This is a genomic window from Microbacterium sp. Yaish 1 (genome assembly GCF_002245215.1).
Lineage (GTDB): Bacteria > Actinomycetota > Actinomycetes > Actinomycetales > Microbacteriaceae > Microbacterium.
Window position 1 is genome coordinate 1196530 of record NZ_NPMR01000002.1, and the last position, 24191, is coordinate 1220720.

Consider the following 24191-nt stretch of genomic DNA (forward strand, 5'->3'; position numbering starts at 1 on the left):
AGCAGATGGATCCGATCTTCGGGCGTTTCGCGATACCGGATCGGGTGTTCTACGACTCACCCGACTCGGATGCCGCACGTGCCGGCGCACCGGAAGGCGCGGACGTCTACGCGCCGTCGACGACGGCCTCGTGGGACGGCTGGCGGCGGAGCCGGCGGCATCCATGGTCCGTCTGGATGCCGCACGGGATGCGCCTCGCCGATCAGGGGTGGAAGGTGCATGTCACGGCTCTTCCCAACGGCGCTCGCGATGTGCTCGACATCGTGTCGGCGTACTGCCACCGGCACGGCATCCCGTTCAAGCATCTGATCGACGAACGGGCGCTCGACGCCGTGCTGGCGAAGGATGCCGAGCGGTCGGGTGCCGGGAAGTTCATCACGCTCTATCCCCCCTCGGAGGAGAGCCTGGAGGAGTGCCTCGTCACCCTCGACGAGGCACTCGGCTCCCGGCCCGGCCCGTACATCCTGTCGGACCTGCGCTGGAACGCGGGGCCGCTCTTCGTCCGGTACGGCGCCTTCACCGACCATGAGGTGCTCGTCGACGGCGAGTCCCTGCCGGCGGTGCGCGACCTGCGGAGCGGGCAGTGGGAGCCCGACCGCCGCGAAGCCGGGTTCCACGTTCCGCCCTGGGTCAAGCTGCCGGCCTTCCTCCGGCGTCAGCTCGACGCCCTCGGAGACCAGCCGCCGGCAGGATTCCCCGAGATCACCGGGGCGCTGCACTACTCCAACGCCGGCGGTGTCTACCGCGGCGTTCTCGACGGCTCTCCCGTCATCGTGAAAGAGGCCCGGCCGTTCGCCGGCTGGACCCCGGATGGACGCGATGCCGTCGCGCGGCTCCGTGACGAGGAACGGACCCTGCGGGCCATCGCCGGCGCAGTGCGCGTGCCGGAGGTACGAACATCTCTCGACGCGCACGGTCATCGCTTCCTCGTCCTGGAACAGCTGCCGGGCGAGCCGCTCGACCGGGTGGTGTCGACCAGCAGCCCGCTGACCGCCGCGGTCTCCACCGCCGCGGAACGCCACGCCTATCGCGACCGGATGCTGCGCGTCCTCGGTGCCCTGCGGCGGGAGATCTCGTGTCTCCACGCCGCCGGCCTCACCCACGGTGATCTGCATCCCGCGAACGTCCTGGTCGATACGGACGGGTCGGTCGGTCTCATCGACTTCGAGATGTCGTTGCCCGTCGGCTCGCGTGCCGCCGCCGTACTCGGCGCGGCGGGGTTCGCGCTGCCCGATGAGCCCGACCCCGTGCGGCGCGACGCTCACGCACTGGCGTGCATCGAGCTGTACGTCTTCCTGCCGCTCACGAGCGTGCTCGCCCTTCAGCCGGCGAAGGCCGGCGCTCTCGTCGCTGAAGCCGCGGCGACCTTCGACCTGCCTCGCGCGTGGTCGGAGCGCGTGGCCGCCGCGCTGCGGCTCGGGTACCGCGAGGACGGCGCGACCGGCCAGACGGGCCGGCATCCGCTGCCCGTTCCGACGATCGAGCGGATCGCCGCCCAGCTGATCGCCGATGCGACGCCGCATCGCCGCGACCGGCTGTGGGCGGGCGATCCCCGCCAGTTCGCGGAGCCCGCGTTCTCCCTCGCCCACGGCGCACTGGGGGTCGCCCTCGCGCTCGACGCCGCCGGTGTCGCTCTGCCGTCCGAGATGCGGGCGTGGGTGTCGAAGTCGATCTCCGCCGTGCGGGACGACCGCCCTCGCGTCGGCCTGATGGACGGCCTCGCGGGCGCGATGTGGGCGTGCCGCCGCCTCGGGTTCACCGGCGAGGCCACGACGCTCGGCGAACGCCTGCGGAGCGTCGAGCTCGACGTCGGGGCATGGGGCTCCGACCTCGCCTCGGGCCTCGCCGGTGTCGGCATCGCCCTCCTCGGCGCCTCCGGCTCGCCCAGCGACCTCGCGCGCGCGATCGACATCGTCGACCGCCTCAGCGAGCGATCGGGGCTCGACGAGCGGACTGCGCCGGCGACGACGCCTCCCGCATCACGACGGCGCGGCGGCCTCATGGGCGGTGCGAGCGGAACCGCGCTCCTGGCCGTTCGGCTGTTCGAGCACACCCGAGACCGGCGCTTCCTCGAGATCGCCCGCCGCGCTCTCGCCATCGACCTCGGCTCGCTGCGGCGGGACGGGGACGGCTCGCTGCACGTGGACCAGGGCTGGCGGCTGCTTCCCTATCTCGCCCACGGGTCGGCTGGCATCGGCCTCGTGATCGCGCAGTACCTGGCACACGATCCGGACGACGAGCTGGACGACGCACTGCGCGGCATCATCCGAGCAGCGTCGGCCCCCTTCGTCGTGCAGTCGGGCATCTTCGCCGGCCGAGCGGGGCTGGCGCTCTTCCTGCACTCGCTGCACGCGACCGGGCACGCGACGCCCGAGACCGTCCGCGCCCGCGACCACCATCTGTCGCGGATGACCCTCCACGCTCTCGATGCCCCGGCCGGCGTCCGCATCGTCGGCGACGGGATGCTGCGCGCCTCGTGCGACCTCGCCACCGGGGCCGCGGGCGTGCTGCTCACCCTCGTCGCGGCGTCCGGTCGCGGTCCGATGACCGACCGGCCGCTCCTCCCCATACTCCCCCCGGTGCTCGCACCCGTCGGTTCTCCGGCGGCGATCGAACGAAGGAGGTGAGGAAATGGGCTTCATCCTGTCGCTGCAGACGCTCGAGAAGAGCGAGGACGAGCACCGCACGGTCCTGGCCAGCACACTGAGCATCGGCCTGTGCCGGAGCACCGTGTCGACCGCCTGCTGACCCGGAGCACCGCGCTCGACGGAGCGCGACCAAGGCGCAAGCGAAAGGGCCCCCGCTCAGCGGGGGCCCTTCTCGATGTGGCGAGTGAGGGATTCGAACCCCCGAATGCAATGCAGTCTGATTTACAGTCAGATCCCTTTGGCCGCTTGGGTAACTCGCCAGTGCGCACCCGCCCGGCTTGTGCAGTCGACCGGAGGCGCGAGAACCCATATTACCCCCTGTGACCGCGTGCTCCGAACCACGGCGAGGGCCGTCAGTCGTCCTCGCCGATGACCCGTTCGACGAAGGCCTCGGTGCGGTGGCGCGTGCCGTCGATCCGGCGATCGACGCTCGCGCGGATCTCGCTGGGCGCGAGCGGCCCGGCGATCCGCACGTTGTCGTGACATCCGAGGTCGGCGCAGATGTACGTGCCGATCGTGTCACCGGCATCGCCGGCCGGTCCGGCCTTGCGCGCGCTGAAGAGGGTGACCTGGTCGCCGGGCTGCATGGTGTGGCAGAGGTTGCACAGCGCGGAGCGCGCACGCGAGCTTCCGGATGCTGCACGCAGCACGACCCCGACCGGGCCGCCCTCGCGTTGCGTGATGACGTATCCCCGCTCGCGCGAGTTCGGATCCCGCCAGGCGAGGAAGTCGAGGTGGTCCCAGTCGAGCAGCATGAAGTCGATCGGCATCGCCATGATCCGGCGGTCATCGACCGTCGCGTTCACGAACGAAGCGCGGACTTGGTCCTCGGTCAGAGCTTGCACGCGTTCCAGCCTACGAAGCGCACGGCATCCGCGGGCCGCGTGCGCGGACGCCCTCCCGCGGTCACTGCGATGCGACCCATGCCTGCCAGTCGGCCTCGGTGAAGTCCGTGCTGTCGACGAAGAATCCGCCGCCGAGGACCGAATCCACTGCCATCGTCCAGGCCGACCCGTCATAGGCATCGGCGTAGGCGTAGAACGAGCCCGCGGCGTCGTAGGCCAGATACGCGTCCTTGCTGCGCAGCGCCTCATCGCTGAAAGCACCCATCCCCTGTGCGGCGATGGCGGCCTTCACCTCGGGTCGGAGGTAACCGGGCTCGGCGAGGCCCGATTTCCATTCGACGAAGCGGGCGAACCCCTCGTGGACCGCGACGGGCGGTGCGATGAACGACCCGGGCGCGGCCGTGTTGTGGAGGGCGTGTGCGAACTCGTGGACGAACACCTTGTCGCGACCCGACGCGCTGCCCGGGCCCATCACGATGAGCGTTCCGGACGTATCGGATCCCGTCGCGATCGCGGGATCGAGGAAGCGCTGCGCGATCTGCGGGCGCAGGGTCGGACGGGCATAACCGGCGACATCCATGTCCCACGGCGTGCCCTTGCCGTACTGCCAGCGCTGGAAGCGGTCATCGTCGTCGGTGATCGCCGATACGAAGCCGTCCTGCGTCGGCTCGCCGCCGAGGGCGCGGATCGTGTCGAGCGCGATGACGGCCGATCGCTCGGCCGCATCCGCGTTCTGATCGACCAGTTCGGCCTCGTCGCTCATCCCGAACAGGACGACGTGGTCGCGCTTGGCCACGTGGATCTCACCCTCGTCCCACGGGTTCGGCTCGCGCGCGGGGACGATGGACGTGATCGTGGCGGGCTCGGGCGGTTCCGTCTGCTCGTACCGGTCGAACGACCGGCTGGGGACGGTACCGGGCTCGAACGTCACGGTGTAGGCGAAGCCCTGAATGAGGTCGAGACCGGCGTCACGGTCACCGTCGCCTCGCTGCGGCTGCGCCGCGAAAGCATACTGAGCGCCGAGGATGACCTCGATGGTGCCGGTCTCGTCGACGTCGAAGTCCGACGGCGCGATCGCCGCGACATCCCACCCGATCTTGCTGGAGTTGTCCCACCACAGCGCGAGCTGCGTCGCCGCGTCACCCGTGGCGTGAGCGAGGAACCGCTCACGGTCTTTGTCGCGCATGGCGGCGTTCATCTCGGCGAATGTGGCACTGGTGGGAGTCGCGAGGTCGTTGTCGGCCCACGGTGCCCACCCGACCGGAACATCGGCCGTCGGGCCGGTCTCGGGCGTCCGCGGCCACAGCACGACGCCCGCGGCGGCGGTCATCAGCAGCGCGCCGACGCCGAGGGAGGCGATGACGATCTGCATCGTGCGCGCCGCACGGTTGCGGGGCTTGCGCTCCGGTGCCTCGGTGGCCGGCGCTGAGGTCGTGTCGGTCATCGGGTGTCCGCCTTCGAGATGAGGATGATGCGGCGTTCGGAGTCGGTCGTCAGCTCGCCGCCGACGCCCGTCGAGGCGAGAACGAAGACGTAGTCGGTGCCGCCCGAAGAGATGAGGTACTGCTCGAGGGGTGCCGGGGTGTTGGGGTCGTTGTGCCACCCCATCAGATCGGTGAGGGGCGCAGCCTGGCCGATGACGGGGAACCCGGCGGCGAGGGCGTCGATGTCGATGCCGTCGTCGAAGGAGGTCGAGGTGCCGCCGCTCAGGCAGACCGCGGCCAGCACGCCCTCGGTGCGCGCGATCTCGGACAGCTGCGACAGCACGACGTCGGAGGTGTAACAGGCCTGATCGATACGGGCGGGCTCGAAGCTCGTCGTCGCGACGACCGCTCCGTCGTACGCCGACGCCGAGGCGGCGCCCGTCACCCGCCAGGGACCGATGGCCGTCGGCGTCTCTCCCTGACGCGCGCCGGAAGGCACGTCGTCGCCGTAGTAATAGGGACGGGTCAGCCAGATCTCGCGGGTCGAGGTCGCCGTCTGCGGCGTGCCGTCGACGGTGAAGGTATAGGTCATGTCGACCAGTGCTTTGGCGGTGTCTGCGCCGCTGGGCGACTCGTAGCCGGCGGTGCCGTTGGTTCCATAGAGGATGCCGCGCCTGTCGTACTCGATGGAGAGGTCGAGCACCTCCGCGGCGCGCGCATCGCCGAACAGGGGCGTCGCCGACCCCGAGATCGCGATGTAGCCGGGCGAGGCGTACTGCGTCCAGCCGGGATCGTCGGCTGTGGCAGCGGCGAGGAAGCCGTCGACGACATCCGGCGCCTCCGAGGTCGCGGCGGCGTTGGCCGAGACGACGGTCCAGCCGACGTACCCGGCTGCGCCGCCGACGATGAGGAGCGTGGCCGCCAGCACGATCCAGGTCGCTCGCGTCATCACCTTCCGCCCGGGGTTTCTGGGCGCGGGACCGGGCGCGGGATCGGGCGCGGGATCGGGGGCCGTCGCCGGTGCGGCATCCGGCGCCGACTGCTCCGCAGTGGGGTACGGCGAGACGTGATCGGTCCATCGCTGGCCGTCCCAGTACCTCAGCTGCTGCTGTCCCGATGGGTCGGGATGCCAGCCGGCCGGCGCGGTCGGAACAGAGTCCGGCACGTCGTTCACACGTCCCCCTTGCCCCGGCCGCGAGCACCGCCGGTTCGAGACGATGCTATTGGCATGCGCGAAGTGGCTCGTACACCTGCTTTTCCGCGCCGGATCTGCTAGTCGTGACAGACGCCCCCGGCGTCAGATGAACCAGCCGTTCAGGAATCCGGTCCCCAGCAGCACCTGCCCCCAGCCGAGGACCAGTGCCACCACGGGCCACCCGTATCCTCCGCGGTCACCGCGCGCCGCGATCAGCCCGATGATGCCGAGCACGCCGCCGAGGGCGCCTGCCGCGATCGAGATCGGCAGGGCGATGAACAGCATCCATCCCCAGAGCGGATCCACGGTGTACCCGAGGATGACCACGACAACGACCGGGAGGATGCCGATGCCCGCGAGGATCGTCGCGGCGATTCCCCACCCGCGGCCGCGGCGCCGGGGCCGGTCGGCGGGCTCACTCGTCATGGCGCGAGCCTAGCGTCCCCCGGCGCGAGACTACGGGCGCGGCTGAGGTCAGCGGACCATGCGGGCTTCCGTGATAGCGGGAGCCATCGGGTCGACCTTCTCCATACCGTCGAAGGCGAATCCGTTCCGAAGGTAGAAGGCGATCGCTCGCGGATTCTGCTTGGCGACCCACAGAGTCGCGGATGCTGCGCCGAGCGCCGAGTCCAGGAGCGCCTGGCCCGCCCCCGTGCCGTGATGAGCAGCGGAGACATAGATCGCGTAGAGGTGGGTGTCACACCCTGGCTTCTCGACACGGTCGGCAGAGCTCGGACCCGCGAGAGCGAATCCCACGAGGTGACCGCCATGCTCGGCGACTCGCACCGTGACGGTGGGCGCGGGATCGTTGAGGATCTGATTCCACATCCGATGTCGCGAGGCGACGTGTTCTGCGTCGAAGAACCCAGCCGGCAGGAGGTGCTCGTACGCCTCTTGCCAGGTGGCGACATGGAGTTCGGCGAGCAGCGCTGCCTCACCGGCGGCGGGCTCTCGGATCACGAAGCTCATGTACCCCACCCTGACAGGGATGCCCGCCGTCGTGGCAGGGCGCACGGCGGCTCGGTAGGCTGAGCGGCATGGCAGATTCCTCGTTCGACATCGTCAGCAAGATCGATCGCCAGGAGGCCGACAACGCGCTGAACCAGGCCCGCAAGGAGGTCGAGCAGCGCTACGACTTCAAGGGCACCGATGCCTCCATCGAGTGGTCGGGCGAGTCGATCCTCATCAAGGCGAACTCCGAAGAGCGCGCCAAGGCCGTGCTCGACGTCTTCCAGACGAAGCTCATCAAGCGGGGCATCTCGCTCAAGAGCCTCGACTCGGGCGAGCCCACCGCTTCCGGCCGCGAGTACCGCATCGTCTCGACGCTGAAGGAGGGCATCTCGTCGGAGGATGCCAAGAAGATCAGCAAGATGATCCGCGACGAGGGCCCGAAGTCGGTCAAGTCGCAGATCCAGGGCGATGAGCTGCGCGTGCAGTCGAAGTCGCGCGACGACCTGCAGGAAGTGCAGCGGATGCTGAAGGCCGCCGACCTCGACGTCGACCTCCAGTTCGTCAACTACCGCTAGGACGCCCACCTCACCACCCAGCCGACTGAGCTAGCGGATCAGCTCCCCTCGTAGAAATCACGCCATCCCCCGGGTGATTCCGCCATGCGCGGGATCAAGAGGACGTCGTGAAGGGCCGACCCATGTCGGAGGTTGCTGGTCTACTATCCGTACAAGGGATGAGGAGATGACCATGGCACCTGTTATCCAGATCTCGGAGTCGGACCTGCGAGACCGGCTCTCATCGATCCTTGGGTCGCTCGGGTTGAGTTCATACCAAGAGTTCCGGTCCAGGGCAGAAGCGAACATGTTGGAAGACCGGGAATGGGCCGCCCGAGACGAACTTGATTCGATCGCATACCTGCTGGGCGAGAACCACCTCACCGATTGAATGAACGTTCTCGGGCAGGCCCAAGAGCTCGCCGCTCGCCTCGAAGAAACTATCCGTTGCTCCCTTCCGGGCGATACTCCGATACGTGCGCAGCAAGTTCCCTCGACGGGAAGAGTCCGAGTATCGGCAGTTGACGCCCTCGGATCTATTGAGCCGGCCCGTCTGCCTCTCTTCGTGGCCGGCGAGCATCTGGCCAATTGGACGTTCTACTTTTTCACCGACGTGTCCTCCGAGGGTTTCCTGCGCGTCGACCAGATGCGAATCGCTCTGTACTCGGTTTTCGAGCCGCCTCCTATTGCTCGGCTCGAGTACGAGTCGAGCACTACCGGTCCACCCGTCAGCCACTGGCAGTTTCACGGGGAGCGCGGCGCGTTATCGTTTGTGCTTGCCCGAGCACATCAGAAAGGAAAGAAGGGGAGCGCCCCGATGTCGCTCTCATCGCTACACTTTCCGACTGGCGGCCGACGCTTCAGGCCTGGTGTAGAAGACTTCATTCAGTTCCTCATCGATGACTGTGGCTTCGACCGTCAGCCTGCCTGGCGACGAGCGATTGAGGATGGGCGCGAGATCGCACGCCGGTTCCAAGTTCGCACCATCGCTCGCGACTACCAAGCCGAGGTCGCGCAGGTCCTCCGCGACCGGGGCTGGCATGTGGAGCCACCCAACGAGTTCGACGAGCATGAGAGTGTCGAAGCGCTGCGAGAATACTAAGCCCGAAGCCGAACCGCCCAAACCGCGTGAGGCTGATGAGGCTGAGCTCAGCGCATCGCAGCCCTGGTGCGCGCCTCTCGCACCGTGCCCCACCATCTGCGTGCTTGCTCACTGGCACTATCAAGCCCGTAGGGTGTGCACCCCCGAGCCCCGACACCCGTGACGCGACAGATCGACGCTCCGCGGCGCCGACCCGCAGCAGCGGCGAGGCGCCGTCGAGGCGCGGAATGAGAGTGGGAAGCGCGCGCACGACTCGCGGCGCCGCGGGATCCGTCGTTAGCAGAATGTCGAGAGCCGACGTCGCGATCTGATCGAACGGCGTTCGCACGGAGGTCAATCGCATGGCCGGGTTTCCTGCCTTCGGCCAAGAGGAAGCCATCGTACGACGCCCGGCGGACACGCCTCGGTGACGGACCGATACCGTGTGCGCATGGCAAACTTCGACCTCGTTTGGGTCATCTCGATCACCGCGGGACTGCTCGGCCTCATCATCACCCTGCTGGTCGCGTACTGGGTGATCCGGCTCGCCGTCACACACGCCCTCCGCTCGCATGCACTGTGGGCGCAAAACGGCGGCGACCGCTGACGTCCGTGATCCGCGTACAGCTTCGACTGAGTAGGCACCAGACCTCGGGTCGGACCTGAAGCACCCCAATCCGCAACTCAGCGGCGCGGGGCCGTCGACGCGCGCGGAATGAGGGTGGGCAGCGCGCGTACGATCTGCGGCGTCGCGGGATCGGTCGTCAGCAGGATGTCGAGCGCCGACGAGGCGATCTGGTCGAATGGCGTCCGCACCGACGTCAGCGGCACGGGCAGGCGTGACACGAGCGGGATGTCGTTGTACCCGACGATCGAGAGGTCCTTCCCCGTCTCGAGCCCCATGGATCGCGCGACGCTGAGCACTCCGATCGCGAGATTGTCGTTGGCCGCGAAGACAGCGGTCGGACGAGAGCGACCGGCCAGGAGTGTCTCAGCGGCCTCCATCCCGTGGTCGAGGCCGTAGCCGACCGCCATCACCCGCTCCTCGGGCAGGTCGACGCCGGCTTCAGCGAGAGCACGGTTCGCGCCACTGCGCCGGTCGCGCCCGCTCGAGGTGAACCAGGGGCCCGTGACGACGGCGATGTCGCGGTGTCCGAGGTCGAGCAGGTGCCGCATCGCGAGATAGCCGCCGGTCTCGTCGTCGCCGAGCGAGGCGGGGCTGACCCCGTCGGTCCGCAGCGCGAGCACGTGGGGAATGCCGCGCTCGCGCAGCGACGCCGGCAGCGAGTCGTCGATGCGGGCGGTCGCGAGCACGAGCCCGTCGACGTTCCGGTCGAGCAGAGTCTCGGTCGCGCGGCGCTCCTCGTCGCCGTCGTCGCCGCACGTCGCGACGACCGCGAAGTAGCCCCGCTGTCGCGCGGCCCGCTCGACCGCCTCGAACATGAGCGCCATGACCGCGTCGGTGAGTCTCGGCACCAGGACGCCGATCGTTCCCGTGGCGCCACGGCGGAGCCCCGAGGCGAAGACATTCCGGCGATAGCCGAGCTCCTCCGCGATTGCGCGAACACGTTCGGCCGTCGCCGACCGAGAGGGCGGAGTGCGGTCGTCGAGGATGCGGCTCACAGTCGAGATGCTGACGCCCGAGGCCGTCGCGACGTCTTTGAGCGTCACGACGTGTCTGACGTTCCGGTCACCCTCGGCCATGTCCTGCCTCCCTCGCCGAGCCTACCCGTGACCCACCCAGCCGCGAGAACCTTCCCGAGAACGTTCCCGAATCGCTTGACATCGATCGCGAGCGGGTCCAAACTGCAAACGTTCCCGCAAACGTTATTGGTTTCGGGATCAGCCAACCGGCACCTCCCGATCTCGACGACGAGACCTCACTCAAGGAGACGACATGGTCCTCGACCTCCGCGGACTCAACCCCGCCCCCGTCACCCCGTTCACCGTCGACGGCGACGTCGACTACGCCGCCATCTCGCGGCTCGGCTCGTGGCTCGGTTCGATCGAGGGGGTGAAGAGCCTGGTCGTGCTCGGCCACGCCGGCGAGGGAACATTCCTCACCGAGAAGGAGCAGCTCGACGTCATCCGGGCCTTCCGCGACTCGGTCGAAGACCGGCTGCCGATCATCGCCGGCATCACGAAGGAGGGCAACGCCACCGCCGCGCTCGAGGCGAAGGATGCCGCCGCCGCCGGAGCTCGCGGCGCTCTGGTCTACCCCTCGCACGGCTGGCTGCGCTTCGGATTCCAGCCCGGCGCGCCGCAGACGCGCTACCGCGCGATCTGGGAGGAGTCGGGGCTCGAGGAGATCCTCTTCCAGTACCCCGACAACACCAAGGCCTCGTACGACCTCGACACTCAGCTCGAGATCGCGGGACAGGAGGGCGTGAACCACACCAAGAACGGCGTGCGGAACATGCGCCGGTGGTACACCGAGATCCCGGCGCTGCGCGCGGCGTACCCCGAGCTGCAGATCCTGTCGTGCCACGACGAGTACCTCCTGCCGACGATGTTCGACGTCGACGGCCTGCTGGTCGGCTACGGGAACATCGCGCCCGAGCTGCTCGTCGACCTGATCGCCGCGGGCAAGGCACGCGACTACGCCGCTGCCCACGCCATTCACGAGCGCCTGCTCCCGGTGACGAAGGCCGTCTACCACCGCGGCTCGCACATGGAGGGCACCGTCGCCCTGAAGTGGGGCCTGGTCAACCGTGGCATCCTGGACCACGCGACGGTCCGGGAGCCGCTCCTGCCCCTCCCCGCCGGCGCAGACGCCGAGATCGCCGCGGCCTTCGCCTCGGCCGAGCTCGGCAGCGTCACCGTTCCCGCGTAAACCACCACGGGCGGCCGGACCCCGCATCCGGCCGCCCTCCCTCCACCCCGTTCCGCTCCCCGACGCGTCGCAGCGCCGGCTCGAAGTCAATGACGACTGCGCGGCATCCCGCCGCCCTCCGAAGGAGTCTCCATGAGCGACCGCATCACCTCACGTCCCCCCGCCACTCCCGCGACCGGCCACGGCCGGATCTCGACCGAAACGGTGCGGAGCATCGTCGGCAAGAACCCCGTGCGACGAACCTTCTGGCGTCGCCTCGCCCTCATCGGCCCGGCATTCGTGGCGGGAGCCTGGCAGTTCGGCCCGGGGAACCTCACCACCGCGATGAACGCGGGAGCAGGATACGGCTACGCCCTGATCTGGGTGATCATCGTGTCCACGCTGCTCATGGTCTTCCTGACCGACATGAGCGTGCGGCTCGGCATCCGAACGCCCGTCTCGCTCATCTCCTCCATCAAGGACAGCCTCGGGCGTCCGACCGGCGTCGCAGCGGGCGTCGGCGTCTTCCTCATCGCCCTCTGCTTCTCGGTGGGCAACGCCGTCGGGTCGGGCGTGGGGCTCGCGATGCTCATCCCGGGCAGCTCGCCCGTCATGTGGACGGTGATCTGCACGGTCGCCGTCGCGACCATCCTCCTCATGAAGGGCATCTACGGCATCGTCGAAAAGGCCCTGATCGTCATCGTGGCGATCATGGCGTTCTGCTTCATCGTCTCGGCGTTCGTGTCGAACCCCGACTGGGCCGCTGCCGGCCTCGGTCTGATCCCCGTCGTCCCCGACGGCGCCTGGCTGCTCATCATCGGGCTCGTGGGGACCAACTTCTCCATCAACGCCGCCTTCTTCGCGTCGTACGGGACCAGGGCCCGGGCACGGACCGAATCGGAGTACCGCGACATCACGATCGTCGACACGATTCCCGGCATCGTCGCCCCGGGGATCATGACCGCCCTCGTCATCGTCGTGTCCGCGTCGGTGCTGTTCGACACGGGCACCCCGGCTCCGGGAGCGTTCGTCGGCCTCGCGCGCATCTTCGAGCCGGTTGCGGGACCCGTGGGCACCTGGATCTTCGCGCTGGGCTTCTTCGGTTCGGCGTTCTCGTCGATGATCCCCAATTGCATCGCCGGCGGCACCCTGCTCTCGGACGCGCTCGGACGCGGGGCATCGGCCGAAACCATCACCGCTCGGCTGGGCAGCGCGTTCATCCTCGCCTTCGGCATCGCGATCACCGTGGCATTCGCCGGGTCGTCGCCGATCGAGCTGATCGTGCTCGCTCAGGCCCTCACGGTCCTGTTCGCTCCCCTGCTGGCCGCTCTCATCATCGTGATGGCCAACAATCGCGCACTGATGGGCCCGCTCCGAAACCGCTGGTGGCAGAACGTGCTGGGTGTCGTCGGCTTCGTCTCGGTGCTCGCCCTCTCGATCCGATTGCTGATCAGCATCGTCGCGGGCTGAGTGCTCACCGGTCGAGGCCGCTGACGAACGACACCAGTCGGTCAGCGGCCTCGGAGCGTGCGGGCGCAGCCGAGAGGAAGACATCGTGCAGGGCGCCGTCGATGCGGGCGATCGTGACGGTGGCGGCGATGCGGGTGGCCGCGCGCGCGATGTCGTCGACGACGAGCACGGAGTCGGTCGAGGTCATCGTGTCGTTCCACCGCAGCGGCGAGGTCGACCGCGCCGAGAGCAGCACGAGAGCCGGGGCGCCGACGTCGACCCCGGCCGCGACACGCGCGTGCCCTGCGATGACGGCGGCGAGCCATGCCGGATGCGTCGGGAAGCCCTGCTCGGGTCGCCAGCCGTCGGGAGCGTCGGGAAGGCTGCCGACCTCGCGCTGGGCCCGCGTGTAGAACCCGAGATCGACCACGGGGTGGGCGCCGCGCGGGTCGAATCGGGCCCGGACCTCGACGAGCGGCGCGACCGCCTGCCGCCCGAGGGGGCCGAGCTGCAGCTCGAGCCAGGGGCTGTTCAGCACCACGGCCGCGGCGCGTCCCGGGTGACGTGCCGCCCACAGGGTGAGCGTCAGGCCGCCGGTGCTGTGCCCGAGGAGCACGAGCCGCCGCCCCTGACGCTCGGTGTCCATCACGGTGAGCGCGGCCTCGATGTCGTCGTCGTACACGTCGAGCGACGTGACGTATCCGCGCGCCTGACCAGGACGGATGCTGCGCCCGTACTTCCGCAGGTCGAGAGCATGGAAGCGCGCGCCGCGATCGGTGAAGATCCGCGCGAGGTCGGTCTGGAAGAAGTAGTCCGACCAGCCGTGGACGTACAGCACGTCGATGTCGCGCCACGCGCCGAAGAGGCGGAGGCCCGGATGCGGCATCGCCCGCACGAGCGTCGCGACGACGTCGCCCTCGTCATCCGAGCCGAGCGGAAGTGTCGTCTGCTCGAAGCCGGGGCCCAGCAGGTCGGGGCCCCACGTCACGTCATCCGCCCGCATGTCCCCACCCTAGGTCGTGGAGATCCGCGGGTGCTGGGCGTCAGGCGGCGGAACTCTGCTGCGAGCCCGAGCCCGAGCCCGAGCCCGCACCGGAACCGGTGCGACGGGCCTCGCGCTCCTGAGCGCGCTGGAGCGCGCGCTTGCGCTGCTCGCGGGCGTCGTCCTCAAGCTTCGCCGCACGCTGCTCGTCGCGCGTGAGGTTCTCGCCCGTCTCGGGGTCGAACACGTGCAGCGAGTCGGGTGAGAACCACAGCGTCGCCGGATCCCCCGCGCGGATGTTGCTGAGCGAGTCGAGCGCCACGACGAGCTCGGTGCGCAGCCCCTCTCCGTCGAGATCGCGGTCGAGCTCGGCGAGCTTCTCGCGCACCGACTCCTCGACCTCGAACGGGATGTAGGCGTACAGCACCTCGCCGAGCCACTCGGTCATCTCGACGTCGACGTCGGCGCGCACACCGCCCTCGAGCGGACGGTCGGACGTCTCGGCATCCTCGAACGCGTCGGGACGCACTCCCACGATGACGAGCTCGCGGTCGCCGATCGCGCGGCGCAACCGGTCGTCCAGCGGAACGTCGAACATCGGCAGCTTGAGCGTGTCGCCCTCGACCGTGCCGTGCAGGAAGTTCATCGGAGGCGACCCGATGAAACCGGCGACGAAGAGGTTGACCGGCTGCTCGTACAGGCCGCGCGGGCTCGCGACCTGCTGCAGCTCGCCGCGGCGGAGCACCGCCACCCGGTCGCCGAGCGTCATGGCTTCGGTCTGATCGTGCGTGACGTAGACGGTCGTCGTGCCCAGCGAACGCTGCAGCCGCGCGATCTCGGTGCGCATCTGGCCGCGCAGCTTGGCGTCGAGGTTCGACAGCGGCTCGTCGAAGAGGAACGCCCGAGCGTTGCGCACGATCGCGCGCCCCATCGCCACCCGCTGACGCTGACCGCCGGAGAGGTTGGCGGGCTTGCGGTCGAGGTGCTCGTCGAGCTCCAGAAGGCTCGACGCGCGCCGGACGCGCTCGTCGATCTCGTCGTCGGGCACGTTGCTCGACTTCAATCGCATCGGGAAGGCGATGTTCTCGTACACCGTGAGGTGCGGGTACAGGGCGTAGTTCTGGAACACCATCGCGAGGTCGCGGTCCTTGGGCGCCTTGTCGTTCACAACGTCGCCGTCGATCAGCATCTCGCCGCTGGTGATGTCCTCGAGCCCCACGATCATCCGCAGGAGCGTCGACTTGCCGCATCCGGAGGGTCCGACGAGGATGACGAACTCGCCGTCGGCGATGTCGAGGTCGACACCCTTGACCGCCGTGAAGCCGTCGTCGTACGTCTTCACGATGTTCTTCAGCGTGATGGAGGCCATGACGTTCCCTTCGAGGTGGACGCGGCGGCGAGGATGCTGGAGGTCATCCCTTGACCGCGCCCTGCGTGAGGCCGGAGACGATCCGGCGCTGGAAGATGACGACGACCACCACGATCGGGATCGTCACGATGATGGCGGCTGCCGAGATCGCGCCGGTGGGCTGCTCGAACTGCGAGGCTCCGGTGAAGAACGACAGGGCCGCCGGCACGGGGCGCGCAGCGCTGGTCGAGGTGAGCGAGATGCCGTAGACGAAGTCGTTCCACGCGATGAAGAACGCGATGATCGCGGTCGTGAAGACCCCGGGCGCCGCGAGCGGCACCACGGTCTTGCGGAAGGCCTCGAACGGCGTCGCGCCGTCGACCTGCGCCGCCTGCTCCAGCTCCCACGGGATCTGGCGGAAGAAGGCGGCGAGGGTCCAGATCGCGATCGGCAGCGTCAGCGAGAGATACGGGATGATGAGGCCGAGCCAGGTGTCGTAGAGACCGATGACCCGCCACAGGTTGAACAGCGGCGTCACGATCGACACGATCGGGAAGACCGACACCGCGAGCGCGGTGACGAGGATGATGCGCTTGCCGCGGAACTCGAGCCGCGCGATCGCGTAGGCGCACAGCGTCGCGAGGACGACGGCGACGAAGGTGGCGATGAGCGAGATGCCGACGGAGTTGCGCAGCGCGGGCAGGAACAGGTCTTGCGCCCCGCCGCCCGGCGCGAGGATCTCGGTGTAGTTCTCGAGGGTCCATTCCTGCGGGAGCAGGGTGCCCGAGAACAGACCCGACGGCGTCTTGAACGACGTCATGAGGATCGAGAAGACGGGGAAGAGCGACCACACGAGCACCGCGATGATGATCGCGGCCCATCCGATCCGCTGCGGCCAGGTGAGAGTGCGCATCAGGAGTTCCGTCCCGTCGCGAGGTCGACCTTGAAGCCCTTGATGAAGATCGCGGCGATGATCAGGACGCTGAGGAACAGCAGCACCGAGATCGCCGAGCCGAGCCCGATCTCGAGGCGCCCGATCGAGGTGTTGTACGCGAGCAGCGACAGCGCCTCGGTGTCGTTGGCGCCGCCGGTCATGATGTAGATGTTGTCGAAGATGCGGAACGCCTCGAGGGTGCGGAAGAGCACCGCGACCATGATGGCGGCCTTCATGTTCGGCAGGATGACGCGACGCATGACCTCCCACCCGGTGGCCCCGTCGACCTTCGCGGCCTCCTCCAGATCGCCGGGCACCTGGGCGAGCCCCGACAGCAGCAGCAGCGAGATGAACGGCGTCGTCTTCCACACCTCGGAGAAGATGATCACCACGAGGGAGGTGCCCTGCTCGGCGAACCAGTTGAGCTCGGGGTCGAACCCCGGGATCCAGCTGAGCCAGTTGTTGACGTACCCGCCCGAGTTGATGTCGAACGCGTAGAACCAGGCGAAGGCCGCCACGACCGTGATGATGCCGTAGGGCACGAGGATCGCGGTCCGCGCGAGACCGCGGAGCTTCCTGATCGCCCGGTGCATGACGAGCGCGAGGAGGAAGCCGAGGATCAGCTCGAACAGCACGGTGACGACCGTGATGAAGAGGGTGACCCCCATCGACCGCCAGAACGCGGGGTCGCTCAGCACCACCCGGTAGTTCTCGAACAGGACGAACGACCGCTCGTCGGGCGCCGTCAGCCGCAGGCTGAACAGTGAATCGAACAGCGCCTGCCCGATGGGATACATCGTGACCAGCAGCATGATGACGAACGCCGGGCCCGCCAGCATCCAGCCCAGTCGCCCCTCCGCACGCGCCCGGGCGGAGCGCCGGGGCCGCGCCGCCGCGCTTTCCCGCGTGCTCACAGCAGACGCTCCCCGCGCAGGACGGCGAGGATGAACTCGCTCGACGTTCTCGGCGTGGTCTCGGGGTTCACCGCTGCCGGCGGGTGCCACGTGCGCTGGAGCCCGATGGAGATCTCGTTGTAGTACGGCGTCTGCGGACGCGGCACACCGAGGTCGAGCGACTCGCGGATGGTGTCGGCCATCGGGAACTCCTCCTGCACGCGAGGGTCGTCGTAGGCGGCGGCGTTGGACGGCGGGTTGCCGTCGGTGACGAAGTACTCCGACTGGTTCTCGGGCTGGACGATGCACTCGACGGCCTGCCAGGCGAGGTCGGGGTTCTTGCTGAAGGCACCGACCCCGAGGTTGATGCCGCCCACGGGAGGCGCCGCCGGCTTGTCGGCGTCGACGCGCGGGTAGACGGCCCAGCCCAGGTCATCGGCGATGGCGGGGTCGGCGCCGGTCATCGCCGGCCACACGAACGGCCAGTTGACCATGAACGAGCCCTGCTCGCCCTGGAACAGGTTCATATTGGCGTTCTCGTCGGCGGTCGGAAGACCCGGCCCGCCGAGCCCGTCGGCCCCGATGCGGTGGATGATCTCGGCCGCAGCCCGGCCCGCCTCGCTGTCGAGTCCGAGCTCGAGCTCGTCGGCGGGCGCCTCGGGGTTCTTCAAGATCTCGCCGCCGGCCGACGCGACGAGGGCGTTGATCCAGACGGTCAGCGACTCGGCCAGCGCGCCCTGGACGCCCAGCCGCAGATCCTGCTCCTCGGCGACGGCGATGATGTCGTCCCAGGTGACCGGCTGCGACATGTCGAGACCGGCCGCGTCGACGACCGACTGCCGATACCAGAGCAGCTGCGTGTTGGCCCAGAAGGGCACGGTCACCAGCTCGCCACCCCAGCTCGCGGAGTCGACCGCGCCCTGGACGATGCCGTCGGTGTTCTGCAGGTCGGCCGGCACCTCGTCGAGGAAGCCGGGCTCGGCGAGTTCGGGGATGAACGGCGGGTCGAGGCTCATGATGTCGAGCGAGGTGTCGCCGGCGGCCAGACGCCGGGCCAGCTGCTCGCGCTGCGACGCCGCATCACGCGGCAGAAGCGACGTCTCGATGCGATAGGCGCCGTCAGCGGCATCCGTGCAGGCCGCGGCGATCCGCGCCTGCCCGCCGTCGTCGGGGTTGATGTACCAGGTGAGCGTGGGCACTCCGTCATCGGGGGCGCAGGCGCCGAGCGTCGCTGCGAGCGCGACCACCGATGCGGCTGCCAGGACCCGGGTCGTGCGCATCGGGCCTCCTCGTTCCGTATCGTCGCGACCCGGCGCGCTCACGGCACCGGGCGTTCCCCCATCATGGCGTCGGAGGAACGCCGCGACCACGGGTTGCCCAACCCGATGCGCTGTAGTACACCGGGCGGGCGAGGCGGACGGTCAGTCCTCGGCGACCGGGCTCTCGATCTCGGTCGGGTCGTCGCCCGCGAACGCGTGCGACTTCGTCTCGAGGAACGCGCAGAGGGTCGACACCATCGCGAGCTCGGTCGACAGGGCGAGCGCCCCGCCCGCGCCGAGACGCAGCTCGGTCTCGCGCGCCTCGAACGTGATGCGCCAGGTGTTGCCGCCGGGGACATCGGGCTCGATGTAGGTGACGGTCTGCGCGTTCATCATGGTGATCGCGACGAGTCCGGTGTCGCGGCCGAGGCTGCCGTCCTGCGGGATGACCTTCACCGCGAGCGGGTAGCCGAACCGCTGGAACTCCTCGATCCACGCGTCGAGGGTCTGCTTGCTCCGAAAGGTCATCGCCCGGCCTCTTCGCCGCGCGAGATGCTGACCATCTCGTCGCGGTCGACGACCTTCACGCGCGCGCGTTCAGCCGGGGCGCCGAGCGCGATCTCGTGCTCGTCGAGGCGGTGCCAGCCGTCGAGGTCGGTCCAGGCGACGCCGCGCTCGGTCAGCAGGTCGAGCACGCCCTGCTCGGACGGGTCGACCGGCTGCCACCACGACCCCTGGTCGTTGATGACGTGGCGCACGGTCTCCATCGCGTCCGACTTGGTGTGGCCGATGAGGCCGACGGGCCCGCGCTTGATCCACCCCGTCGCGTAGACGCCCGGCACGCGCTCGTTCGAGTCCTCGTGCAGCACCTGACCCTCGTGGTTCGGGATGACCCCGTGCGTCGCATCGAACGGCACACCCGGCAGCGGCGATCCGAAGTAGCCGACCGCGCGGTAGAGCCCCTGGAGCGCGACCTCGCGCAGCTCGCCGGTGCCCTCGACCCCGCCCTGGCCATCGGGACGCGTCCGCTCGTAGACGAGCGCGGCGACACGGCCGTCGGCATCCTTCTTGACCTCGACGGGCTTGGCGTAGAAGTGCAGGTGCAGACGGCGCGAGGCCTCTCCCCCGATGCCGTTCGCGCCCGGCCGCTGGCGCCAGGACTGCAGCACGCGGTCGATGACCATCACCTGCTTGTTCGACGCGATCGCCGCCTTCGACGCCTCGTCGTAGTCGAAGTCCTCGTCGTAGACGACCAGGTCGACGTCGCGCAGGTCGCCGAGCTCGCGCAGCTCGAGGGGGGTGAACTTCACCTGCGCCGGTCCGCGACGGCCGAAGATGTGGACATCGGTCACCGCCGATGAGCGCAGCCCCTGGTAGACGTTGTCGGGGATCTCGGTCACGAGAAGGTCGTCGGCGTGCTTGGCGAGCAGTCGAGCCACGTCGAGCGCGACGTTGCCGTTGCCGATGACACCGACGGATGCGGCATCCAGCGGCCATTCGCGCGGGAAGTCGGGGTGACCGTCGTACCAGCTGACGAAGTCGGCCGCGCCGTAGGAGCCCGCAGCGTCGATGCCGGGGATGTCGAGGGCTGCGTCGCGGACGGCGCCGGTGGCGAAGATGACGGCGTTGTAGTGGTGCTTGAGGTCGTCGAGGGTGATGTCCTCACCGAAGCGCACGTTGCCGAACAGGCGGATGTCGCCGCTGTCGATGACGTCGCGGAGCGCGTTGATGATGCCCTTGATCCGGGGGTGGTCGGGCGCGACGCCGTACCGGACGAGCCCGTAGGGTGCGGGCAGGTGATCGAACAGGTCGATCGAGACGTCGAACTTGCGCTCGGCCTTCAGCAGCAGATCCGCGGCGTAGATGCCGGCGGGCCCGGCTCCGACGATGGCCAGCCTCAGCTTGGTCATGGGTGTTCCTCGTTCCTGGTGGCACCCGAGCGCGGGCGCAGCGGGGTCTGTGTCAGCTGGCGCGGTCGACGACGACCTCGGCGAACCGGGTCAGTGCGTCGCGCACGGCGCCGGAGGGCAGCGGCGCGAGAGCCGCGACGGCGTCGTCGGCCCACTTCTCGGCGAGCCGGCGCGTCTGGGCCGTCACGTCGTGGTCTCGCAGGCGGGCGAGCGGCTCGTCGAGGATCGCGGGATCGGCTCCCTCGGCGATCTCGGCGACGCCGCGGTCGATCGTGGCGGCGAGCTCGCGCGAGGCGTCGTCGCCGGCGCGGGTCAGCAGCAGGTACGGCATCGTCGGCACGCCGGCGCGCAGGTCGGTGCCCGGCACCTTTCCCGTCGCCTCGGGGTCGGCCGAGAGGTCGATGACGTCGTCGAGCAGCTGGAAGGCGACGCCGGCCTTCTCGCCGAACGCGAGCAGCGGCTCGGCGAGCTCTTCCGGTCCGCCGGAGAAGAGCACGCCCACCTGCGCCGCAGCGGCGATGAGCGATCCGGTCTTGTCGGCGAGCACCTGGATGTAGAACTCGACGGGATCGTCGCCGGGCTGGGCGCCGATGGTCTCGTGCATCTGACCGAGCACGAGACGCTCGAAGGTGTCGGCCTGCACGCGGATCGCCCGCTCGCCGATGCGAGCCATGAGCTGGCTCGCCCGGGAGAAGAGCAGGTCACCGGTGAGGATCGCGACGTTGTTGCCCCACACCTCGTGTGCGCTGGGCACGCCGCGTCGCTTGTCGGCGCCGTCCATGACGTCGTCGTGGTAGAGCGAACCGAGGTGGGTGAGCTCGAGCGCTGCGGCTCCGGCGATGACGTCCTCGGTCGCACCGTCGCCGAGCTGGGCGGTCAGCAGCGCCAGCATGGGCCGCAGCCGCTTGCCGCCGGCTTCGTAGAGGTAGCGCGTCTTGGCGTCGACGAGCGCGTCGCTGACGGTGAGTTCATCGCCGAGGCGCGTCTCGACGCGCTCGAGCCCGGCTTCGACGGTCGCGAGCAGCTTGCGGGTGCGGGGTCCGGCGAAGATCCGCTCGGTCATCCCGAGGTGCTTCGCCAGCCGCGGCGCGGATGGGCTCGATGTCACCTCTCCAGCCTACCGGCCGGGCGACGACGCCGATCCGCGCGAGCCGGTTCAGACGGCGGGCTTGACAGCGCGATGCAGCGCGACGATGCCGAACGACAGATCGCGGTGCGCGACCTCGTCCCACCCGGCCTCGCGGATCCACCCGGCAAGGGTGCGCTGGTCGGGCCAGTCGCGGATCGACTCGTTGAGGTAGTCGTAGGCCTCGGCGTTGGAGCTCACCACGCGCGCGACCAGCGGCAGCACCCGGTCGTTGTAGAAGCGGTAGAGCCCCGCGAACGCACGGGACGGCGGCTGCGAGAACTCGCTGATGAGCAGGCGCCCACCGGGCTTGGTGACGCGCAGCATCTCGGCGAGCGCCTTCTTCGGCTCGTTGACGTTGCGGAGTCCGAACGAGATCGTCACGACGTCGAACTCGGCATCCCCGAACGGCAGGTTCGTGGCGTCCGCTTCGACGAACGACAGATTCGGGATGCCGCCGCCCGGCGCCTGCGGTCCGTAGCGGCGGACGCCCTCGGCGATCATGCCCGGCGAGAAGTCCGCGGCGACCACCTCGGCGCCGCTGCGCGCGAGCGAGACGGAGCTCGCACCCGTTCCCGCGGCGAGATCGAGGATGCGCTCCCCCGGCTTCGGGTCGATCGCACGGGTGGCCGCGATCCGCCAGAGGCGGTCCTGGCCGAGGCTGAGGACGTCGTTGGTGCGGTCGTATGCGCCGGCCACCTGGTCGAACATGCCGCTGACGCGCGACGGATCCTTACCGAGGTCGGCGCGGTTGGGCTCGCTGGTCACGCCCTCGAGTCTAGGCGCGGCGGCGGGCCGCGAGCCCCGCCCCGCGAGGTCCCCGTCCGGCCGGGTATGAGCCGGGCTTTCCCGGCCGAAGTGGGACCTCGGCGGGTGAGAGGAGAGTCAGGGGGCCGTGGGGGCGGGGAGGGATGCCAGGATGCCGAGCCAGTGGGCTGCCGTGGGTGCATCGAAGGGCGGGCGGTGGGCGGTGACCGCCGTCTCGAGGTCGACGGCGAGGGCCTCGAGCTCGGCGACGATCTCCCGCGGGTACCCGTAGGCGACGCGATGCTCCTCCCACTCGTCGCGGTCATCGATCCAGATGCCGCGGGTGGCGGAGTCGACGACATCGAGGTCCATGTCGATCGCGGTGGGCTCGCCGCCCTCGTCCCACCGGGCATCCCAGGCGATGTCGATGTACACGCGGGTGGGATGCGGCGGCGCGTTCATCGTGAGGACCCACTCCCCGACCGGCGGAAGGAGCATGACGCACGGGTGCGTGGCGACGAAGTCGCGTCCGGGCCGGTTGCTGCGGTCGCCCGGCCGCTGGCCGAACCAGTCGCCGTGCTCGTCGCTGCCGAGGTAGGTGCAGGCATGCACCCAGTGGGTTCCGCCGTTCCACTTGCGCCAGCGGAAGGTCACCGGGGTTCCCGGCACGGGGCGGAGCATCACGCGCCGAGTCTAGGCTGGTCGGGTGAACGATTCTGCGCCCGCCGCCCGGCTGCGCGTGGTCACTCGCGAGATCGAGGCACCCGACGAGCTACTGGTGTTCGCCGACCCGCGGAACCCGACGGTGTGGTCGCGACGCGGCGACATCCTCGTCGCACGCGGCACCGCCGCAGCCTTCGGTTCGGCCGACGCGACCCCCGGTCCGCGCGAAGCCGCCGACTGGTGGCGCAGAACGGTCGCCGCCGCCGAGATCGACGATCCGGTCGGATTGCCCGGTTCGGGCCTCGTCGCCTTCGGCGCCCTGCCGTTCGATCCCCGCCCCGATGACCGCGCCGACGCGACGACCCCGGCGCTGCACTTCGCGGTGCCCCGGGCCGTCGTGGGCCGCCGCGGGTCGCGCGCGTGGGTGACCTCGATCACCACCGACGGGTCGGATCCCGTCGCCGCCCTCCCCGCCGCGACCGGCTTCGGTCCGCACTGGTCGGCGACGACCGGCCCCGGGGCACTGACCCCCGACGGCTACCAGGAGATCGTGCGCGCGGGCGTCGACGCGATCCTGCAGGGCGACCTGCAGAAGGTCGTCCTCGCTCGCGACCTCGCCGGCACCGTTCCCGCGGAGGCCGACCTCCGTCGGCTCGTCCGCGCGCTGTCGTCGGCCTACCCCGACACATGGGCGTTCGCCGTCGACGGTCTCATCGGAGCGAGCCCCGAGACGCTCGTGACGGTGTCGGGCGGAACCGTGACCGCGCGCGTCCTCGCCGGGACGATCGCGCGCGGGGCAGACGCCGACGCCGACACCGCGGCATCCCTGCGCCTCGCCACGAGCACGAAGGATCTCGACGAGCACGGCTACGCGGTGCGCAGCGTCCTCGAGGCGCTCCGCGCCTCGACCTCGTCGCTCGTCGCCGGCGAACAGCCGTTCATGCTGAAGCTGCCGAACGTCTGGCACCTGGCAACCGACGTGGAGGGCGAGCTCGCGGGGGATGCGTCGGCCCTCGACCTCGTCGCGGTGCTGCACCCGACCGCGGCGGTCGCCGGCACACCGACGCCGAACGCGCTCGACGAGATCCGCCGCCTCGAACCCTTCAGCCGCGGGCGGTACGCAGGTCCCGTCGGCTGGATCGACGCGAAGGGCGACGGAGAGTGGGCCATCGCCCTGCGATGCGCGCAGTTCCGTCCGGGCGAACGAACCGACGACGGCACCTCGATGCCCTTCACCGCCTATGCCGGCGCGGGCATCGTGGGCGCGAGCGACCCCGAATCCGAGATGCTCGAGACGCGGGTGAAGTTCCGCCCGATCATCGACGCGCTCGCCTGAGCGGGCGAGCACGGACCGTCCACCCCGCGGCGGT

25 protein-coding genes and 1 tRNA gene are annotated in these 24191 nt (G+C 69.6%); 9 read left to right on the forward strand and 17 right to left on the reverse strand.

Translation table 11 applies throughout. From position 1 onward, the window contains the following. The first annotated feature begins 5 nt into the window (after window positions 1-5). Both lanKC and CI089_RS16300 read left to right on the forward strand, forming a co-directional pair. Window positions 6-2627 carry a class III lanthionine synthetase LanKC gene (lanKC, locus tag CI089_RS14800; protein ID WP_094262197.1) on the forward strand — a complete coding sequence of 874 codons (2622 nt, stop codon included), beginning with the start codon at window positions 6-8 and terminating at the stop codon, window positions 2625-2627. 4 nt (window positions 2628-2631) lie between these two features. Continuing rightward, a complete protein-coding gene (locus CI089_RS16300) occupies window positions 2632-2748 on the forward strand; it encodes a SapB/AmfS family lanthipeptide (RefSeq protein ID WP_114597945.1) in 117 nt (38 codons plus the stop codon). Window positions 2749-2826: 78 nt separating this feature from the next. On the opposite strand, the gene CI089_RS14805 is transcribed toward CI089_RS16300, so the two are convergent. The 6 genes from CI089_RS14805 to CI089_RS14830 form a co-directional block, all read right to left on the reverse strand. Then, window positions 2827-2908 (reverse strand) — tRNA-Tyr (locus CI089_RS14805). A gap of 93 nt (window positions 2909-3001) precedes the next feature. Further along, window positions 3002-3493 (reverse strand): FBP domain-containing protein, encoded by a 492-nt coding sequence (locus tag CI089_RS14810; RefSeq protein WP_094262198.1) that lies wholly within the window; start codon window positions 3491-3493, stop codon window positions 3002-3004. A 61-nt stretch (window positions 3494-3554) separates the two neighbouring features. Beyond that, window positions 3555-4937, reverse strand: a complete 1383-nt coding sequence (locus CI089_RS14815) for a hypothetical protein (RefSeq protein WP_094262199.1) — start codon at window positions 4935-4937, stop codon at window positions 3555-3557. Next, a complete protein-coding gene (locus tag CI089_RS14820) occupies window positions 4934-6091 on the reverse strand; it encodes a DUF2510 domain-containing protein (protein ID WP_256978020.1) in 1158 nt (385 codons plus the stop codon). The genes CI089_RS14815 and CI089_RS14820 overlap by 4 nt, the downstream gene beginning before the upstream one ends. A gap of 123 nt (window positions 6092-6214) precedes the next feature. After that, a complete protein-coding gene (locus CI089_RS14825; RefSeq protein WP_094262200.1) occupies window positions 6215-6538 on the reverse strand; it encodes a hypothetical protein in 324 nt (107 codons plus the stop codon). A 48-nt stretch (window positions 6539-6586) separates the two neighbouring features. After that, window positions 6587-7081, reverse strand: a complete 495-nt coding sequence (locus CI089_RS14830; protein ID WP_179223352.1) for a GNAT family N-acetyltransferase — start codon at window positions 7079-7081, stop codon at window positions 6587-6589. Window positions 7082-7149: 68 nt separating this feature from the next. On the opposite strand from CI089_RS14830, the gene CI089_RS14835 reads away from it, so the two are divergent. The 4 genes from CI089_RS14835 to CI089_RS16480 all read left to right on the forward strand — a co-directional run bounded on the left by CI089_RS14835 (window position 7150) and on the right by CI089_RS16480 (window position 9305). Next, entirely contained in the window at window positions 7150-7638 is a 489-nt protein-coding gene (locus CI089_RS14835; protein WP_071918434.1) for a YajQ family cyclic di-GMP-binding protein, read from the forward strand. A gap of 172 nt (window positions 7639-7810) precedes the next feature. Beyond that, on the forward strand, window positions 7811-8008 hold the full coding sequence (locus CI089_RS14840; RefSeq protein ID WP_143739014.1) for a hypothetical protein: 198 nt from the start codon (window positions 7811-7813) through the stop codon (window positions 8006-8008). A 174-nt stretch (window positions 8009-8182) separates the two neighbouring features. Continuing rightward, window positions 8183-8719, forward strand: a complete 537-nt coding sequence (locus CI089_RS14845; protein WP_094262203.1) for a hypothetical protein — start codon at window positions 8183-8185, stop codon at window positions 8717-8719. 430 nt (window positions 8720-9149) lie between these two features. Beyond that, on the forward strand, window positions 9150-9305 hold the full coding sequence (locus CI089_RS16480) for a hypothetical protein (RefSeq protein ID WP_179223353.1): 156 nt from the start codon (window positions 9150-9152) through the stop codon (window positions 9303-9305). A gap of 77 nt (window positions 9306-9382) precedes the next feature. Here CI089_RS16480 and CI089_RS14850 read toward each other — a convergent pair whose 3' ends face one another. Continuing rightward, window positions 9383-10402, reverse strand: coding sequence for a LacI family DNA-binding transcriptional regulator (locus tag CI089_RS14850; protein WP_094262204.1), 1020 nt, complete (start codon window positions 10400-10402; stop codon window positions 9383-9385). A 193-nt stretch (window positions 10403-10595) separates the two neighbouring features. Between CI089_RS14850 and CI089_RS14855 the strand changes: the two genes are divergently transcribed. Together CI089_RS14855 and CI089_RS14860 are read left to right on the forward strand one after the other, a co-directional pair. Next, on the forward strand, window positions 10596-11531 hold the full coding sequence (locus CI089_RS14855) for a dihydrodipicolinate synthase family protein (protein WP_094262205.1): 936 nt from the start codon (window positions 10596-10598) through the stop codon (window positions 11529-11531). Between the two features lie 132 nt (window positions 11532-11663). Then, window positions 11664-12980 (forward strand): Nramp family divalent metal transporter, encoded by a 1317-nt coding sequence (locus CI089_RS14860; RefSeq protein ID WP_094262206.1) that lies wholly within the window; start codon window positions 11664-11666, stop codon window positions 12978-12980. Window positions 12981-12984: 4 nt separating this feature from the next. Here CI089_RS14860 and CI089_RS14865 read toward each other — a convergent pair whose 3' ends face one another. The 10 genes from CI089_RS14865 to CI089_RS14910 all read right to left on the reverse strand — a co-directional run bounded on the left by CI089_RS14865 (window position 12985) and on the right by CI089_RS14910 (window position 22839). After that, complete coding sequence (locus CI089_RS14865) at window positions 12985-13962, reverse strand: alpha/beta hydrolase (RefSeq protein WP_094262207.1); 978 nt, start codon at window positions 13960-13962, stop codon at window positions 12985-12987. A 40-nt stretch (window positions 13963-14002) separates the two neighbouring features. Continuing rightward, the gene (locus tag CI089_RS14870) at window positions 14003-15310 is read right to left on the reverse strand and encodes an ABC transporter ATP-binding protein (protein WP_094262208.1); all 1308 of its coding nucleotides are present in this window, start codon (window positions 15308-15310) and stop codon (window positions 14003-14005) included. A gap of 43 nt (window positions 15311-15353) precedes the next feature. Continuing rightward, complete coding sequence (locus tag CI089_RS14875; protein ID WP_094262209.1) at window positions 15354-16202, reverse strand: carbohydrate ABC transporter permease; 849 nt, start codon at window positions 16200-16202, stop codon at window positions 15354-15356. Next, window positions 16202-17137, reverse strand: coding sequence for a carbohydrate ABC transporter permease (locus tag CI089_RS14880; protein WP_094262210.1), 936 nt, complete (start codon window positions 17135-17137; stop codon window positions 16202-16204). The genes CI089_RS14875 and CI089_RS14880 overlap by 1 nt, the downstream gene beginning before the upstream one ends. Continuing rightward, a complete protein-coding gene (locus tag CI089_RS14885) occupies window positions 17134-18396 on the reverse strand; it encodes an extracellular solute-binding protein (RefSeq protein WP_094262211.1) in 1263 nt (420 codons plus the stop codon). The genes CI089_RS14880 and CI089_RS14885 overlap by 4 nt, the downstream gene beginning before the upstream one ends. 141 nt (window positions 18397-18537) lie before the next feature. Continuing rightward, window positions 18538-18903, reverse strand: coding sequence for a hypothetical protein (locus CI089_RS14890; RefSeq protein ID WP_094262212.1), 366 nt, complete (start codon window positions 18901-18903; stop codon window positions 18538-18540). Beyond that, entirely contained in the window at window positions 18900-20285 is a 1386-nt protein-coding gene (locus CI089_RS14895) for an FAD-dependent oxidoreductase (RefSeq protein WP_094262213.1), read from the reverse strand. Before CI089_RS14895 ends, CI089_RS14890 begins: the two co-directional genes overlap by 4 nt. Before the next feature lie 52 nt (window positions 20286-20337). Continuing rightward, entirely contained in the window at window positions 20338-21393 is a 1056-nt protein-coding gene (locus CI089_RS14900) for a polyprenyl synthetase family protein (protein WP_256978023.1), read from the reverse strand. Between the two features lie 48 nt (window positions 21394-21441). Beyond that, entirely contained in the window at window positions 21442-22179 is a 738-nt protein-coding gene (ubiE, locus tag CI089_RS14905) for a bifunctional demethylmenaquinone methyltransferase/2-methoxy-6-polyprenyl-1,4-benzoquinol methylase UbiE (protein ID WP_143739016.1), read from the reverse strand. 117 nt (window positions 22180-22296) lie between these two features. Next, a complete protein-coding gene (locus CI089_RS14910) occupies window positions 22297-22839 on the reverse strand; it encodes a DUF402 domain-containing protein (RefSeq protein ID WP_306426981.1) in 543 nt (180 codons plus the stop codon). A 25-nt stretch (window positions 22840-22864) separates the two neighbouring features. Here CI089_RS14910 and CI089_RS14915 point away from each other — a divergent pair, with 25 nt between their 5' ends. Further along, window positions 22865-24157 carry an isochorismate synthase gene (locus tag CI089_RS14915; RefSeq protein ID WP_094262216.1) on the forward strand — a complete coding sequence of 431 codons (1293 nt, stop codon included), beginning with the start codon at window positions 22865-22867 and terminating at the stop codon, window positions 24155-24157. The last annotated feature ends 34 nt before the right edge of the window (window positions 24158-24191 follow it).

What these genes read in the sequence shown, in the direction of transcription:
- CI089_RS14890 (WP_094262212.1), bottom strand. Translation starts at nt 18,903, where the DNA reads ATGACCTTTCGGAGCAAGCAGACCCTCGACGCGTGGATCGAGGAGTTC.
- CI089_RS14855 (WP_094262205.1), top strand. Translation starts at nt 10,596, where the DNA reads ATGGTCCTCGACCTCCGCGGACTCAACCCCGCCCCCGTCACCCCGTTC.
- CI089_RS16300 (WP_114597945.1), top strand. Translation starts at nt 2,632, where the DNA reads ATGGGCTTCATCCTGTCGCTGCAGACGCTCGAGAAGAGCGAGGACGAG.
- CI089_RS14865 (WP_094262207.1), bottom strand. Translation starts at nt 13,962, where the DNA reads ATGCGGGCGGATGACGTGACGTGGGGCCCCGACCTGCTGGGCCCCGGC.
- CI089_RS14835 (WP_071918434.1), top strand. Translation starts at nt 7,150, where the DNA reads ATGGCAGATTCCTCGTTCGACATCGTCAGCAAGATCGATCGCCAGGAG.
- CI089_RS14825 (WP_094262200.1), bottom strand. Translation starts at nt 6,538, where the DNA reads ATGACGAGTGAGCCCGCCGACCGGCCCCGGCGCCGCGGCCGCGGGTGG.
- CI089_RS14870 (WP_094262208.1), bottom strand. Translation starts at nt 15,310, where the DNA reads ATGGCCTCCATCACGCTGAAGAACATCGTGAAGACGTACGACGACGGC.
- CI089_RS14830 (WP_179223352.1), bottom strand. Translation starts at nt 7,081, where the DNA reads ATGAGCTTCGTGATCCGAGAGCCCGCCGCCGGTGAGGCAGCGCTGCTC.
- CI089_RS14860 (WP_094262206.1), top strand. Translation starts at nt 11,664, where the DNA reads ATGAGCGACCGCATCACCTCACGTCCCCCCGCCACTCCCGCGACCGGC.
- CI089_RS16480 (WP_179223353.1), top strand. Translation starts at nt 9,150, where the DNA reads ATGGCAAACTTCGACCTCGTTTGGGTCATCTCGATCACCGCGGGACTG.
- lanKC (WP_094262197.1), top strand. Translation starts at nt 6, where the DNA reads ATGGATCCGATCTTCGGGCGTTTCGCGATACCGGATCGGGTGTTCTAC.
- CI089_RS14885 (WP_094262211.1), bottom strand. Translation starts at nt 18,396, where the DNA reads ATGCGCACGACCCGGGTCCTGGCAGCCGCATCGGTGGTCGCGCTCGCA.
- CI089_RS14875 (WP_094262209.1), bottom strand. Translation starts at nt 16,202, where the DNA reads ATGCGCACTCTCACCTGGCCGCAGCGGATCGGATGGGCCGCGATCATC.
- CI089_RS14895 (WP_094262213.1), bottom strand. Translation starts at nt 20,285, where the DNA reads ATGACCAAGCTGAGGCTGGCCATCGTCGGAGCCGGGCCCGCCGGCATC.
- CI089_RS14910 (WP_306426981.1), bottom strand. Translation starts at nt 22,839, where the DNA reads ATGCTCCGCCCCGTGCCGGGAACCCCGGTGACCTTCCGCTGGCGCAAG.
- CI089_RS14850 (WP_094262204.1), bottom strand. Translation starts at nt 10,402, where the DNA reads ATGGCCGAGGGTGACCGGAACGTCAGACACGTCGTGACGCTCAAAGAC.
- CI089_RS14840 (WP_143739014.1), top strand. Translation starts at nt 7,811, where the DNA reads ATGGCACCTGTTATCCAGATCTCGGAGTCGGACCTGCGAGACCGGCTC.
- CI089_RS14815 (WP_094262199.1), bottom strand. Translation starts at nt 4,937, where the DNA reads ATGACCGACACGACCTCAGCGCCGGCCACCGAGGCACCGGAGCGCAAG.